Raw genomic sequence first — 14,247 nt, forward strand, 5'->3', positions numbered from 1 at the left:
CCTTGTGTTTACTTCTTCTCTTGGAGGGTGACGGTGGCCTCCGCGGACCGTCCGTCCCTCATATATGTGATCTTGACCTGTTGGCCCGGTTTGAAACCTCTGACCTGTCCAACAACGGTATCGCCTGAGTCAACAGGTGTGTCCCCAATCTTGGTAATCAGGTCGCCCTCCTGCAGCCCGGCCCTGGCCGCCGGGCTGTCCGCGGTCACCTGCCGGATCAGCGCGCCGGGCACGTCGCCGGTGGCGTCGGTGACGCTCACGCCGAGGAAGGCGTGGCTGACCTTGCCGCTCTTGATGAGCTGCTCGGCGACCTGCTTGGCGGTGTTGACCGGGATCGCGAAGCCGACGCCGCCGCCGGCCGCGTCGGAGGCGATGGCGGTGTTGATGCCGACGAGCGCGCCCGCCGCGTTCACCAGCGCGCCGCCGGAGTTGCCGGGGTTGATCGCGGCGTCGGTCTGGATGACGTCGCCGATGGTGGTGCCCTCCACCGGGGCCTGCTGCTGCTCGCCGCCGAAGCCGGGGGGAAGCTGCTGACGCTGCTCGCCGCCCAGCTTGAGCGTACGGTTCAGGGCGCTGACGATGCCCCTGCTGACCGACCCGTCCAGGCCGAGGGGGCTGCCGATGGCCAGCACGTCGTCGCCGACCTTGAGCTGGTCGCTGTCGCCCAGCGTGGCCTTGGTCAGGCCCGAGACGTCCTCGGCCTTGATGACCGCGAGGTCGGTGGCCGGGTCGGTGCCCACGACCTTGGCCTTGGCCGTCTTGCCGTCGCTGAACTTGACCGTCATCTGACCCCCGCCCTGCGAGGCGCCGACGACCACGTGGTTGTTGGTGAGGATGAGGCCGTCCTCGGAGAGCACGACCCCCGACCCCTCGCCCGTCTGCCCCTGGATCATGACCACCGACGGCTGCACCCGCTCGGCCACCTCAGCGGTGGAGAGCTGGTTGGAGGCCGCCCTGAGCACCGGGCTCGGCGCGCTGACCACCTGCTGCGGCTCGGGCTGGAACGCGGTCGCGACGGCGGCCCCCACGACACCGCCGCCGATGGCCATCGCGGCCAGGGCGAGCCCGGCGACGGCCTTCTGCCCGGCGTTGAGCCGCGCCTTGACGGGGGTGGACGGCGGAGGAGGAGGCGGCTGCTCCATGACGATCGTGTCCCGCCGGGGGAAGCCCCCGGCGGCCGGCGGGGTGGCGCCGAACTGGCTCCACCCACCGGTGCCCTGCTCGCGAGGCTCGTTCGCGTTCATCTGTCATCTCCCTCAAGTCCCTATGACTCAAGGGTGCCAAGAGGGGCGTAAGACCTGGTTAAGGCGCTGATCGGAACTCTGCGAGACGACTCACTCACACCTTATCTGCGCTGCTCATGGGCCGGACTTATGCACACAAAAACAGGAAAGAATCTACAAACCACGTTCGTACGGGGTGCGGCGCAGCCGGGGGGTTCACCGGCGGCGGCCGCGCTTCGCCAGCCTCACCGCCGCGACCACGATCCCTCCCACGACCAGCGCCATGACGACGAGGACGACCAGCATCGCGAGGATCACAGTGGGTCCGAAACGCATGCACGACTCCTGGTTGGACGGTGACTTATGGGTGCAGCGGCGTGCTGCGGTCTGCGTACACCGGCAGGTCCGGTCAGCGGCGGGCGCGGACGGCCGCTTCGATGCGCAGGGCGAAGCCGCCCAAGGCGATCACCAGGTAGACGAGCAGCCACGCGGTGGGCTCGTCCTGCCACGGCATGAGGATGGTGAGCACCGACAGCGCCAAGCCGAGGCAGATGGCCACGGTGCCGACCACGCGCACCGCCGTGGCGGGGTCACCGTCCCCTCCGGTGGACGCCACGAGGACGGGGACTTGGACGGGGACTTGGTCGTCGGCGGGCTCGCCTGCTGAAGAGGTCACGGGTCGAAAGGCTGCCATCCCTGGATCAAGATCCGATAGCTGCCGGATCCACGATCCGGTGACGAGGTGCCACGGCCTCCGCCTGGGCGGGGTCAGGTCTGGAGGGAGCGCCAGGAGTCCACCGTGGCTGCGGCGATCGTCTCGATGCGCCGGCCGTAGGCCGGATGACCGTCGGACACGAAGCTGCCGTCCCGGACCGGGAGGTCGCTGAACGTGGCGCGGAAGTGCCGGGGCGGCCCGCCCGGCGGGAGCGGCGCGTACGCCGACAGCGGCTCCGGGTCGTGGACCGGCCGCGTCCCGTGCCTGTTCCTGGCCACCTGGCGGGCTCCCACGCGAAGCAGCGCGTCCAGGCCCCGGTCCAGGCAGAGCTGCAACTGGCGGAACTGGCCGTCGAGGTACTTCGGGTGCGCCCCGGACGGATGCTGCAGGAAGTACGCGCAGACCACCACCGCGTGCCACCGGTACATGCCGGGATCGCCCTGCTCCTCGGACAGGACGGCGTGGTAGTAGTCCACGCAGGCGCCCAGCGGTCCGGCGACCGCGCCGCACTCGCACCGAGCCATGGTGAGACGCTCCGTCACGCCCCGCACCCTAGGCGGCCAGAGCGGCGTTGTCGACGAGGCGTCCGGCGCCGGGGCTACCGCCGGCCGCGGTTGGCGAGCTTCACCGCCACGAACACGATGCCTCCTAAGATCAACGCCCCGAGGGCGAGGATCACCAGAAGAGCGAGGATCTCAGGGACTCCGATGTTGGTCATGCTCGTCTCCCGTCCAGGTCGGTGCGGGGCCGTCACGCCGGCGCGGCCGCCAGGGGCGGCCGGGCGGACGAGGGGTCGCCGCCTCGCGGGAACGGGCCCCCGGATGTCGGTCCCGGACTGTTCGCCCCCGGCCCGCGGCAGGGCCGGGGGGCACCACCGAGCCTCCCTCATCGACCTACGTACGCGCCAGAGGCGGCGACGGACCGGGCTTCCTCTCGCAGCCTCCGCCCGTCCACCACGGGACGATCCTGGACGCCGGTCGCGTGATCGCGGCCCTGTGGTCAAGTGCGGGTGGGCCAGTATTCGTCCCTCAGGAGGCGTTTGTAGAGTTTGCCGGTCGGGTGGCGTGGAAGTTCGTCGCGGAAGTCGACCGACTTCGGGCACTTGTAGTGGGCCAGGTGCTCCCGGCAGTACGCGATCAGCTCCGCCTCCAGCGCCGGGCCCGCCTCCGCCGCCGTCATCGCCTGGACCACGGCCTTGACCTGCTCCCCCATCTCCTCGTCCGGCACCCCGAACACGGCCACGTCGGCCACCTTGGGATGCACGGCCAGCACGTTCTCGGCCTCCTGCGGGTAGATGTTCACCCCACCCGAGATGATCATGTACGAGCGGCGGTCCGTGAGGTAGAGGAAACCGTCGGCGTCCAGGTAGCCGATGTCGCCGAGGGTGGTCCAGCCCCGGCCCTTCGGGTCCTGCGCCGAGCGGGTCTTGTCGGGGTCGCCGTGGTACTCGAAGCGGGCGCCGTTCTCGAAGTAGACCGTGCCGTGCTCGCCCGGCGGCAGGTCCTCGCCCTCCTCGTCGCAGATGTGCACGACGCCGAGCAGCGAGCGGCCGACCGTGCCCTTGTGCTCCAGCCAGTCCTGGGAGCCGACGTAGAGGAAGCCGTTGCCCTCGGTTCCCGCGTAGTACTCGTGGATCACCGGCCCCCACCAGGAGATCATCTGCTCCTTGACCGGCACGGGACACGGCGCGGCGGCGTGGATGGCGCAGACCAGCGACGACAGGTCGTACTTCTTCCGGGTCTCCTCCGGCAGCTTCAGCATCTTGATGAACATCGTCGGGACGAGCTGCGAGTGCGTCACCCCGTACCGCTCGACCAGCCGCAGGTACTCCTCGGGGTCGAAGCGTTCCATCACCACCACCGTGGCGCCGAGCCGCTGGAAGGACAGGCAGTAGCGCAGCGGCGCGGCATGGTACAGCGGCGCGGGCGAGAGGTAGACGCTGTCGGCCGACGGCGCGAACAGCGCCTGGATGAGCCGGACCAGCGTGTTCGACTCGGTCAGCGGGGCCAGCGAGGCGGCCACCTTGACGCCCTTCGGACGCCCGGTCGTGCCGGAGGAGTAGAGCATGTCGGCGCCCTGGCACTCGTCGGCGATCGGGGTGACCGGGCAGCCGGCCACCGTCTCCTCGTAGGAGGCGAAGCCCTCGGCGACGCCGTCGAGCATGAGCCGCAGCTCCACGCGCGGCGTGGCGTCGGTGATCGAGGTGGCCACCTCCGTCAGGTTCGCGCTGGAGATGAAGACCCGGGCGCCGCAGTTGTCCACGATGTAGGCGAGTTCGTCGGTCTGCAGGCGGGAGCTGATCGGCGTGTAGTACAGGCCCGCGCGGTGCGCGGCCCAGGCGATGGCCAGGAAGAGCGGGTGGTTGGCGAGCATGAAGGCGACGTGGTCGCCGGGCCTGAGCCCGGCCGCGCGGAAGGCGTGGGCCAGGCGGTTGGACTCCTCTTCGAGCTCGCGGTAGGTGAGGACCTGCCCGGAGCCCGCCATGATCACAGCGGGCTTGTCGGGGGTGACGGCTGCGATGGCTCCCGGGTACATATTAGAACAGTATTCGGTCCGTCGGCGGCGGCGCTAGGGCGCGCCGAAGCCGCGGCTCCCCGGTGGGGAAGCCGCGGCTTCGGCGTCGGTCCACGCCGGGATCACACGGCGGGGATCACACGCCGGGATCACTCGGCGGGGATCACCGAGCCCTCGTACTTCTGCTTGATGAAGTCCTTGACCTTCGGGTCCTGGAGCAGCTTGCCGAGGGTGACGATGTTGGCGTCCTTCTCGTGGCCGGCCTGGACGACGAGCCCGTTGACGTACGGGTTGCCCTCGGTCTTCTCCAGCACCAGCGCCTGGCTCGCGGGCTTGAGCCCGGCCTCGATGGCGTAGTTGCCGTTGATCACGGCGGCGTCCACGTCGTCGAGCGAGCGCGGGAGCTGGGCTGCCTCAAGGGGCTTGAACTGCAGCTTCTTGGGGTTGTCCGTGACGTCGCGCTCGGTGGCCGCGGTGCCCGCGCCGTCCTTGAGCTTGACCAGGCCGTTGTCGGCGAGCAGCTTGAGCGAGCGGCCGAGGTTCGTGGCGTCGTTGGGGACGGCCACGGTGGCCCCGTCCGCCAGCGCCGACAGCGAGGTGATCTTCTTGGAGTACAGGCCGAGCGGCTCCAGGTGCACCGGGGTGACGAAGCTCAGCTTGGTGCCCTTGGAGGCGTTGAAGTCGTCCAGGTAGGGCTTGTGCTGGAAGAAGTTGGCGTTCAGCTGGCCCTCGTCGAGCTGCACGTTCGGCTGGACGTAGTCGGTGAACTCGACGATCTCCAGCTTCAGCCCGGCGGCCGGGGCCAGGTTGTCCTTGACGAACTTCAGGATCTCGCCGTGCGGGACGGGGCTCGCGCCCACCTTCAGCACCGTGTCGGCCGACTCGGCGGCGGGGGTGGTGGTCGCGGACTGCGACGTACCGCATGCGGCGAGCAACAGGGACAGCGCAGCAGCACCCAATATCGAGCGAATCTTCATGATTTTTCCCTTACTTATGTGAAATGCGCCGAGCGACCCAGTCGCCCAGACTCTGCAGAATTTGCACGATGACGATGAGCAGGATGACGGTCACGATCATCACGAGCGTCTCGAACCGCTGGTAGCCGTAGCGCACGGCCAGGTCGCCGAGCCCGCCGCCGCCGACGGTGCCCGCCATGGCCGAGTACCCGATGAGCGCGACGATCGTGACGGTCAGCCCCGACACCAGGCCCGGCAGCGCCTCGGGCAGCAGGACCTTGCGCACGATGGCGGTCCGGCTCGCCCCCATGGCCTGCGCGGCCTGGACGACGTCGGTGCCGACCTCGCGCAGCGCCGTCTCGACCAGCCGGGCGAAGAACGGCACGGCCCCCACGGTCAGCGGCACCACCACGGCCGCGGTGCCGATCGTGGTCCCGATGACGAGCCGGGTGAACGGGATGATCGCGATCATCAGCACGATGAACGGCAACGACCGCCCGATGTTGACGACGATCCCCAGCACGGACTTCAACGCCGGCAGCGGGCGCAGCCCGTCCCGGTCGAAGGCCACCAGCGCCACGCCCAGCGGCAGCCCGAACAGCACGGTGAACAGCGTGGCCCAGCCCACCATCTGGGCGGTCTCCCACGTGGCCGGCCACAGCAGCGGCGCGATCTCTTCCCAGGTCATGCGGCCTCCCCCGCGACTTCGACGAGCAACCCCGACTCCCGCAGGAACGACAGCGCCGAGGACGACTCGGCGCCGGTCAGCGCCACGCGCAGGCGGCCGACCGAACCGCCGGCCAGCTCCTCGATCGAGCCGCCGAGGATGTTGACGTCCACGTCGAACTTGCGCGCCATCTCCGAGACCAGCGGACGGCCCGGGTCACCGGTGAAGGTGAGCGTGACGGAACCGGCCGGAGCGGGCTCGGGCAGCGGGAAGATCTCCCTGGTCAGGCGGGATCCGGGGGTCCTGATGAGGTCGGCGATCGCCCCCGACTCCTCGACGCGGCCCCCGGCCATGATCGCGACCGAGTCGCAGACGCTCTTGACGACGTTCATCTCGTGGGTGATGAGCAGGATCGTCAGGCCCAGCTCGGCGTTGAGCCGCTTGAGCAGGGCGAGGATCGACTGGGTGGTGGCCGGGTCCAGCGCGGAGGTGGCCTCGTCCGACAGCAGCACCGACGGGTTGCCCGCCAGCGCCCTGGCGATGCCGACGCGCTGCTTCTGGCCGCCGGAGAGCTGGTGGGGGCGGTCGCCGCCGCGTCCCTGGAGGCCGACGAGGTCGAGCAGCTCGGCCACACGCCGCTGCCGTTCGGCCCTGGGCACGCCCATGACCTCCAGCGGGAAGGCGACGTTGCCGGCCACCGTCCGCGAGGACAACAGCGCGAAGTGCTGGTGGATCATGCCGATGCGCTGCCTGGCGCGGTTGAGCTCGCGGCCGGGCAGGGCGGTCAGGTCCTGCCCGGCGACGGTGACCGTGCCCGCGGTGGGGCGTTCGAGCAGGTTGACGCAGCGCAGCAGCGTGCTCTTGCCGGCACCGCTCTGGCCGAGCACGCCGTAGATCTCGCCCTCGCGCACATGCAGGTCGACGCCGTCGAGCGCGACGGTCTGGCCGTACTGCTTGCGCAGGCCGGAAGCCTGGATCACGAAATTTCCCCACGAGTGAGAGCGGCCGGGTGGCGGGCCGCTTCCTTACACGAACATCACCGTCGGAGCGGTGGGATCTAGTGGCTGCCCGGAGGGAACGGCAGGTGGCTCAGCCTGCGCAGCACGAAGCAGAAAGTGTGGATCATGGTGACCTTCGAGGAGAACGGGCGGGATCTGGTCTCTAGCGGGCCGGCATTCGCCCCATACGCATGCGACAACACATGGCGTCCCGGTGGGCGCGGTGGTCGTTCGCGTATGCCTCGTTCACGCCGGTGCTAACGCCGCCTTTACATACTCCTATTCCGGGGAATTGTGGTGATCTGCGTCACTCAGCACCGCGGTGAGGAAACCGCCGCGCGGGGCGGGGCGGCCGTACCGGGCGGCGAGGGCGGCGGCTTCGACCGTACGCGTCCGCCAGCCGCGGGCCGTCAGCCGGGCGACGGCGTCCGCACCCGGGCCGCCCTTCCAGAGGGTGGCGATCCGCCGCAGCTCGGGCATCGTGCGCACCCGCTCGGCGAGCACGGCGGCCGCGGCCGGGTCGTGCTCGAAGGCGAGCCTGCTGCCCGCGGCCGACAGCGCGCACACGCCGTCGAGGAGCCGCCCGGCCTCGGCCGGGCTCAGGTAGATCAGCAGGCCCTCGATCAGCCAGGCCGTCGGCCGCGCCGGGTCGAACCCGGCCGCGCGCAGGCTGCCCGGCCAGTCCCCGCGCAGGTCCACCGGCACCGGGACGCGCTGGCACCGCGCCGTCGCGGCCAGCCCGCGCAGCACGCCGTCCTTGAACGCCAGCAGCTCGGGCAGGTCGAGCTCGAACAGCCGCACGCCCGGCGGCCAGTCCAGCCGGAAGGCGCGGGCGTCGAGCCCGGCGGCCAGCAGGACGACCTGGTCGCAGCCGGAACCGCTCAGATGGTCGTCGAAGAACCTGGTCCTGAACACCAGATGGGCGCTGAAGAGATCACCCGCTCCGCTCCCCCGTCCCGCGTCCGGCGACCCGGCGTCCGCCGCCGCCACGAAGGCGCCCGCGTACGGGTCCTCGAACAGCCGGTCGGGCCGTTCGCTCTCGCGCGCCCGTAACCGGGCCGCGCCCACCGCCGTCCTCGCCACCCCATTCATATCGCTGACGATACATCTCCAGCGATACAATCGGCCACCATGAACGTGGCACGACTGCGAAGGCTCGGACGACGGCTGGTCGAGCTGTCGAAGACGGCGGCCGGCGAGACCAAGGGCCCGCCCCTCACCCCCGGCGAGGAGGCCGTCTTCGAGGACGTGCTGCGCCACCCGGGCGGCACCGTCGGCGAGATCCAGGCCAGGACGGGCTTCGTCCAGAGCCACGTGTCGGCCTCGGTGGCCCGGATGCGCGAGCGCGGCCTCGTCCGGACCGAGCCCGACCCCGGCGACGGGCGGCGCACCCTGGTCACGCTGACGGAACCGGCGCTGGCCGCGGTCCACCGCCGGGCGGCCAGACCGGTGGAAGAGGCAGTGCGCGCGGCGGCCGGCGACGACCCCGAACGCGCGGCCCGGGTCGTGGCGCTGCTGGAGGAACTGGAGTCGCTGCTGCTCACCGCCTGACCCCGGCCCGCCGGTCCGTACATGGAGCCGCCCCGCCGCATCCGGGAAGCCGGAGGCGGCGGGGCGGTGCCGGGGCAGCCCCCGGGCGCGGCGTCAGGCCGCGACCGTGGTGGCGACCTCGGCCGGGGTCAGCGCGATGTCGAGGACCTCGCGCACGTCGCTGACCGCGTGGATGGTCAGCTCGTTGCGCACCTCCTCGGGCACGTCGTCCAGGTCGGGCTCGTTGCGGGCCGGGATGAGCACCGTGGTGATGCCCGCCCGGTGGGCGGCCAGCAGCTTCTGCTTGACGCCGCCGATCGGCAGGACCCGCCCGGTCAGCGAGATCTCACCGGTCATGGCGACGTCGGCGCGGACCTGGCGGCCCGACAGGAGCGAGGCCAGCGCAGTGGTCAGCGTCACGCCCGCCGAGGGACCGTCCTTGGGGACGGCGCCCGCGGGGAAGTGCACGTGGACCGAGCGGTCCTTCAGCGCGGTGACCGGCAGTTCCAGCTCCGCGCCGTGCGAGCGCAGGTAGGACAGCGCGATCCGGGCCGACTCCTTCATCACGTCGCCGAGCTGGCCGGTCAGGGTCAGGCCGGTCTCGCCGGTCTCCGGGTCGGCCAGCGACGCCTCCACGTAGAGGACGTCGCCGCCGGCCCCGGTCACCGCCAGGCCCGTGGCCACGCCCGGCACGGAGGTGCGCTGGGTGGACTCGGGCAGCGACGACTCCGGCACGAACCGCGGCCTGCCGATGTAGCCGACCAGGTCGTCCGGGCCGACCGTGACGGGCAGCTCGTCCTTGGCCGCCACCTTGCGCAGGATCCTGGCGACCGCCCGCTCCAGCGAGCGCACGCCGGCCTCGCGGGTGTACTCGCCGGCCAGCCGCCGCAGCGCGCCGTCGTCGACCTTGACCTCCTCGGAGGTCAGCCCGGCGAGCTCCAGCTGCCTGGGCAGCAGGTGGTCGCGGGCGATGGCGACCTTCTCGTCCTCGGTGTAGCCGTCGAGGGTGACGACCTCCATGCGGTCGAGCAGCGGGCCGGGGATGGCCTCCAGCACGTTGGCCGTGGCCAGGAACAGCACGTCGGACAGGTCGAGCTCGACCTCGAGGTAGTGGTCGCGGAAGGTGTGGTTCTGGGCCGGGTCGAGGACCTCCAGCAGCGCCGCCGTGGGGTCGCCGCGGTAGTCGGCGCCGACCTTGTCGACCTCGTCGAGCAGGACGACCGGGTTCATCGAGCCGGCCTCGCGGATGGCCCGGACGACGCGGCCCGGCAGCGCGCCGACGTAGGTGCGCCGGTGTCCGCGGATCTCGGCCTCGTCGCGTACGCCGCCGAGCGCGACCCGGACGAACTTGCGGCCCATCGCGCGCGCCACCGACTCGCCCAGGGACGTCTTGCCGACCCCGGGAGGACCGGCGAGGGCCAGGACGGCGCCGCTGCGCCGGCCGCCCACCACGCCGACGCCCTTGTCCTGGCGGCGCTTGCGCACGGCCAGGTGCTCGATGATGCGGTCCTTGACGTCGTCGAGGCCCGTGTGGTCGGCGTCGAGCACGGCCCGCGCGCCCGCGATGTCGTAGTTGTCCTCGGTACGCTCGTTCCACGGGATGTCGAGCACCGTGTCGAGCCAGGTGCGGATCCAGCCGCCCTCCGGGGACTGGTCGGAGGTGCGCTCCAGCTTGTCGACCTCCTTGAGCGCGGCCTCGCGCACCTTCTCCGGCAGGTCGGCGGCCTCGACGCGGGCCCGGTAGTCCTCCTCCTCGCTCTCGGCGGTGTCGCCGTTGAGCTCCTTCAGCTCCTTGCGGACCGCGGCGAGCTGCTGGCGCAGCAGGAACTCACGCTGCTGCTTCTCCATGCCCTCCTGGACGTCCTTGCGGATCGTCTCGGCGACGTCGAGCTCGGCGAGGTGCTCGCGGGACCACTCGATGAGCCTGGCCAGGCGGTCGGCCGGGTCGGCGGCCTCCAGCAGCTCGACCTTCTGGGCGGTGGTCAGCCACGGGGTGTAGCCGGAGCTGTCGGCCAGCACCGAGGGGTCGTCGATCTGGTTGACCTGGTCGACGACCTGCCAGGCGCCGCGCTTCTGCAGGATGGTGGTGGCCAGGGCCTTGTACTCCTTGGCCAGCTCCTGGGCGCGCTCGCCGGCCGCAACCGTGTCGATCGTGTCGGCCTCGACCCACAGTGCGGCGCCGGGGCCGGTGGTGCCGGTGCCCACGCGCACGCGGTTGACACCGCGGACCACGGCGGCGGGCTCACCGCCGGGCAACCTTCCGACCTGCTCGATCACGGCCTGGACGCCGACGGCGCCGTAACGGCCGTCGATCCGGGGAACGAGGAGGACCCGCGGCTTGTTACCACCGGACGCGCGGGCCGCGTCGATCGCAGCACGCACCTCGGAGTCGGACAGGTCCAGCGGAACCACCATGCCCGGCAGGACGACCTCGTCGTCGAGCGGCAGGACCGGGAGGATCAAGCTCTCACTCATGCGAACTCCAAAGGGTTGAGTTATACCGACTCAATTCATTGGAGCGCGCTGTTGTTCCCAACCTTGCCGATGTTCGCTCACGGCGATCGTAATGTTGTAAGTGATACCTGAGGGTGACGTCAGGATCAGACCTTGGTCTGACGTTCGGCCGCCCGCTTTTCCGTATTCTTGACCAGGTGAATCACCGTGCCCGGCGCTCCGCGCCCCTCGCCTCCCAGGGCGACGCGCGCACCGGCCCTCCGGAGTCGTCCGGAGGGCCGGCCGGGCGGTTCGCCGTGGCGCTGTGGCGGGCCTTGCTGGCCGTGCTGCGGCCCTTCACGCTCGCGTTGCTGACGGGCAGCGCCGATCCCCCGTCCCGGCCGCGTTCCCGGTGGCTGCGGATGCCGGTGCCCCGATGGCTGGCGCCGCTGGTCCCGGTGAAGACGTACAGCCTGTTGCAGATCGCCGAGCTCCTGCTGGCCGTGGAGCTGTTCGGCGTGACGCTGTCCACGACCCTGGAGTGGAACGTGCAGGCGGCCGCCACGCCCGGCGATCCCGCGCCGCTCTGGGGCGGCGCCGTCGTCCTCGCGGGCCTGGCCGCCGGCCTGCCCGTGGTGCTGCGCAACCGGTGGCCGCTGGCGGCCTGGCGGGCGGCGGCCGTGCTGACCCCCGTCGCCGTCTGCGCCAGCCTCACGATCGGGCGGGACGAGGGCTACGCGCCCTACCCGGTCGCGGTGGGGGTGGCGTACCTGCTGGCGCTCTATTCCGTAGGCGTGCGCTGCGAGCGGCGGATCACGGTGGGGGCCGGGATCCTCACCGTCCTGTTGTGCCTGGCCGTCGACGTCGACTCGACGCCGGTGGTGGCCGGCGTGGCCGTGGTCGTCCTGCTGTTCGGCTACAACGTGCGCGCCCGGCGCAACGCCACGGCCCTGCTCATCGAGGAGGAGCGGCGCACCCGCCAGGCCGAGGGCGCGCAGGCGGTGCTGGAGGAGCGCGCCCGCATCGCCCGCGAGCTGCACGACGTGGTGGCCCACCACATGTCGGTGATCGCCATCCAGGCCGAGGCCGTGCCGCTCAGGGCCGCGGGCGACGCGTCCCAGCTGGAGGCGGGGCTGGCCGAGATCCGCGCGTTGTCCCTGGAGGCCATCAACGAGCTGCGCCAGGTCCTCGGCGTGCTGCGCGACCCCGAGGGCCGCACCGACACCGCGCCGCAGCCCGGCCTCGACCGGCTGGAGGAGCTGGTGGCCAACGCCCGCAACGCGGGGCTGACCGTGGCGGTCGACCGGCGGCGGCCGATCGGGCGGCTGTCGCCCGCGGTGGGGTTGTCGGCGTACCGGATCGTGCAGGAGTCGCTCAGCAACGCGATGCGGCACGCGCCGGGGTCGAGGGTCACCGTGGAGATCACCGCCGATGCCGGCACGCTGCGCCTGCGCGTCGCCAACGGTCCCGGCCGCTCCCCCGCGGCGGCGCCCGGCGCGGGCCAGGGGCTGGTGGGCATGCGGGAACGCGCGGCGCTGCTGGGCGGCACGCTCGACGCCGGGCCCACGCGCGGCGGCGGTTACCAGGTGAGCGCCGCGTTGCCGACGGAACCGCCGGTCGAGTCGTCAAGCGGGCCGGCCGTAGGGCTGCCGGTCGAGGAGAGGGAGGGCGCCGCGTGATCCGCGTGCTGATCGCCGACGACCAGGGGATGGTCCGCACGGGGTTCACCGTGTTCCTGAGCGGCCAGCCGGACATCGAGGTCGTGGGCGAGGCGGCCGACGGCCGTGAGGCCGTGACGCGGGCCGTCGCGCTGAGTCCCGACGTGGTGCTGATGGACGTGCGCATGCCGGTCATGAACGGGCTGGAGGCGACCCGGGAGGTGCTGGCGGCGTGCCCGGCGTCGAAGGTGCTCATCCTGACCACGTTCGACCTCGACGACTACGTCTACGAGGCGCTCCGGGCGGGGGCCAGCGGGTTCCTGCTCAAGGACGCCTCGGCGGCCCAGCTCGCCGAGGCCGTCCGCGTGGTCGCCGCCGGCGACGCGCTCATCGCGCCGGCCATCACCAAGCGGCTGATCCACGAGTTCGCCCGGCTGGGCGGGCCCCGTCCGCCGTCGGGGAGGCGTCCGGAGGAGCTGACCGAACGCGAGACGGAGGTGCTCATCCTGGTCGCCCAGGCCATGTCCAACCAGGAGATCGCCCAGAAGCTGTTCGTGGCCGAGCAGACGGTCAAGACCCATGTGGGCCGCGTGCTGACCAAACTGGGGCTGCGCGACCGCGCCCAGGCCATCGTCTTCGCCTACGAAACCGGCCTCGTCCGCCCCGGCGAGTAACCCGTCCCCCGAACACGGGGTACGGCGGCCCCCAGCGCTGGAACACGGCCGGACACGAGGCCGGGGCGGCACCGAGCGCCACAGCACGCCACCACAAGAGCCCAACGTACGGGGACGGCGCCGCCAAGAGCACGGCGAGCGGCGATACAGCGGCGACCCGGTCCGCAGGCGGAGGGAGACGGCGGGACGAGGGATACCCCCGGGGCTGACGCAGCCGAGAAGGCGGAGTGAGCCGGAGGGACCTGGCGACACCGCGCTCACGAGAACGGGCATACAACGGTAGGACGGCGACCGGGTCACCAGCCCCAGGGGACGGCGAGCGCAGCGGAGCGCGGGACGAGCGACGCCACGGGACGACGTAGCCGAGGGGCACAACCCCGGAAACGCCTGAACACCACACCCACGCACACAGGGCGTACGACGGCGCGGCAGCGACCAGGCAGGCGGCGAGGGACGGCAACCCGGGGACGGCATCGAGACGCCAGCAGAAGGGCACAGAGAGCCCGCAAGCACCTGGACGCCACGCTCACCTGGACGAAAAGGACGGCGGTGCGGCGGAGACCAGGTCGGCAGTCACGGCAAGCGCCCATGGGTACGGCGCCCACGGGAACAGCAGGCGTAAGGGACCGCAGGCGTTGGAAACGGCAGGCGTCGGGCGACAGACGTTGGCGACCGCAGACGTTGGCGACCGCAGACGTTAGGGACCGCAGGCGTTGGGGCGGCAGGCGTTGGGGCGGCAGGCGTTGGAGACGGCGCGGCCAGCGGCTCAGCGGGGTCAGGGACGCCAGCGGGTGGGGCAGGTCTACGGGCCACCAGGGCGTCCGCACGAGACACCAGGCAGTCCGCACGAGACACCAGGCAGTCCGCACGAGACACCAG

The 14,247-nt window shown here is 71.6% G+C and carries 12 protein-coding genes; 3 read left to right on the top strand and 9 right to left on the bottom strand.

Going from position 1 to position 14,247, the window contains the following annotated elements:
* Positions 1 to 8: 8 nt before the first annotated feature.
* From AB0J46_RS20245 to AB0J46_RS20280, 8 genes are all read right to left on the bottom strand, one after another.
* On the bottom strand, positions 9 to 1,244 hold the full coding sequence (locus AB0J46_RS20245) for a trypsin-like peptidase domain-containing protein (protein ID WP_364333814.1): 1,236 nt from the start codon (positions 1,242 to 1,244) through the stop codon (positions 9 to 11).
* A gap of 388 nt (positions 1,245 to 1,632) precedes the next feature.
* Positions 1,633 to 1,899: a hypothetical protein gene (locus tag AB0J46_RS20250; RefSeq protein WP_364333816.1), complete on the bottom strand. Its 267-nt coding sequence runs from the start codon at positions 1,897 to 1,899 to the stop codon at positions 1,633 to 1,635.
* 92 nt (positions 1,900 to 1,991) lie between these two features.
* Positions 1,992 to 2,480 carry a DUF5946 family protein gene (locus tag AB0J46_RS20255; protein ID WP_364333819.1) on the bottom strand — a complete coding sequence of 163 codons (489 nt, stop codon included), beginning with the start codon at positions 2,478 to 2,480 and terminating at the stop codon, positions 1,992 to 1,994.
* Between the two features lie 457 nt (positions 2,481 to 2,937).
* Positions 2,938 to 4,473: an AMP-binding protein gene (locus AB0J46_RS20260; RefSeq protein ID WP_364333822.1), complete on the bottom strand. Its 1,536-nt coding sequence runs from the start codon at positions 4,471 to 4,473 to the stop codon at positions 2,938 to 2,940.
* A 128-nt stretch (positions 4,474 to 4,601) separates the two neighbouring features.
* Positions 4,602 to 5,429 carry a MetQ/NlpA family ABC transporter substrate-binding protein gene (locus AB0J46_RS20265; protein WP_364333824.1) on the bottom strand — a complete coding sequence of 276 codons (828 nt, stop codon included), beginning with the start codon at positions 5,427 to 5,429 and terminating at the stop codon, positions 4,602 to 4,604.
* A gap of 10 nt (positions 5,430 to 5,439) precedes the next feature.
* Complete coding sequence (locus AB0J46_RS20270; RefSeq protein ID WP_358011036.1) at positions 5,440 to 6,096, bottom strand: methionine ABC transporter permease; 657 nt, start codon at positions 6,094 to 6,096, stop codon at positions 5,440 to 5,442.
* Positions 6,093 to 7,055, bottom strand: coding sequence for an ATP-binding cassette domain-containing protein (locus AB0J46_RS20275; protein WP_358293113.1), 963 nt, complete (start codon positions 7,053 to 7,055; stop codon positions 6,093 to 6,095). The genes AB0J46_RS20270 and AB0J46_RS20275 overlap by 4 nt, the downstream gene beginning before the upstream one ends.
* A 297-nt stretch (positions 7,056 to 7,352) precedes the next feature.
* Positions 7,353 to 8,165: an SAM-dependent methyltransferase gene (locus tag AB0J46_RS20280; RefSeq protein ID WP_364333828.1), complete on the bottom strand. Its 813-nt coding sequence runs from the start codon at positions 8,163 to 8,165 to the stop codon at positions 7,353 to 7,355.
* A gap of 39 nt (positions 8,166 to 8,204) precedes the next feature.
* Here AB0J46_RS20280 and AB0J46_RS20285 point away from each other — a divergent pair, with 39 nt between their 5' ends.
* The gene (locus tag AB0J46_RS20285) at positions 8,205 to 8,624 is read left to right on the top strand and encodes a MarR family winged helix-turn-helix transcriptional regulator (RefSeq protein ID WP_364333831.1); all 420 of its coding nucleotides are present in this window, start codon (positions 8,205 to 8,207) and stop codon (positions 8,622 to 8,624) included.
* A 93-nt stretch (positions 8,625 to 8,717) separates the two neighbouring features.
* Here AB0J46_RS20285 and lon read toward each other — a convergent pair whose 3' ends face one another.
* Positions 8,718 to 11,078: an endopeptidase La gene (gene lon, locus AB0J46_RS20290; RefSeq protein WP_364333834.1), complete on the bottom strand. Its 2,361-nt coding sequence runs from the start codon at positions 11,076 to 11,078 to the stop codon at positions 8,718 to 8,720.
* Between the two features lie 176 nt (positions 11,079 to 11,254).
* Between lon and AB0J46_RS20295 the strand changes: the two genes are divergently transcribed.
* Both AB0J46_RS20295 and AB0J46_RS20300 read left to right on the top strand, forming a co-directional pair.
* A complete protein-coding gene (locus AB0J46_RS20295) occupies positions 11,255 to 12,715 on the top strand; it encodes a sensor histidine kinase (protein WP_364333837.1) in 1,461 nt (486 codons plus the stop codon).
* Positions 12,712 to 13,368, top strand: a complete 657-nt coding sequence (locus AB0J46_RS20300; RefSeq protein ID WP_358293127.1) for a response regulator transcription factor — start codon at positions 12,712 to 12,714, stop codon at positions 13,366 to 13,368. The genes AB0J46_RS20295 and AB0J46_RS20300 overlap by 4 nt, the downstream gene beginning before the upstream one ends.
* Positions 13,369 to 14,247: the final 879 nt, after the last annotated feature.

Origin of the sequence: Nonomuraea sp. NPDC049758, from assembly GCF_040674635.1 — a bacterium.
Classification (GTDB): Bacteria; Actinomycetota; Actinomycetes; order Streptosporangiales; family Streptosporangiaceae; genus Nonomuraea.

Coding starts and splice junctions, on each gene's coding strand:
- AB0J46_RS20245 (WP_364333814.1), bottom strand. CDS start 1,244: ATGAACGCGAACGAGCCTCGCGAGCAGGGCACCGGTGGGTGGAGCCAG.
- AB0J46_RS20260 (WP_364333822.1), bottom strand. CDS start 4,473: ATGTACCCGGGAGCCATCGCAGCCGTCACCCCCGACAAGCCCGCTGTG.
- AB0J46_RS20265 (WP_364333824.1), bottom strand. CDS start 5,429: ATGAAGATTCGCTCGATATTGGGTGCTGCTGCGCTGTCCCTGTTGCTC.
- AB0J46_RS20270 (WP_358011036.1), bottom strand. CDS start 6,096: ATGACCTGGGAAGAGATCGCGCCGCTGCTGTGGCCGGCCACGTGGGAG.
- AB0J46_RS20280 (WP_364333828.1), bottom strand. CDS start 8,165: ATGAATGGGGTGGCGAGGACGGCGGTGGGCGCGGCCCGGTTACGGGCG.
- AB0J46_RS20285 (WP_364333831.1), top strand. CDS start 8,205: ATGAACGTGGCACGACTGCGAAGGCTCGGACGACGGCTGGTCGAGCTG.
- lon (WP_364333834.1), bottom strand. CDS start 11,078: ATGAGTGAGAGCTTGATCCTCCCGGTCCTGCCGCTCGACGACGAGGTC.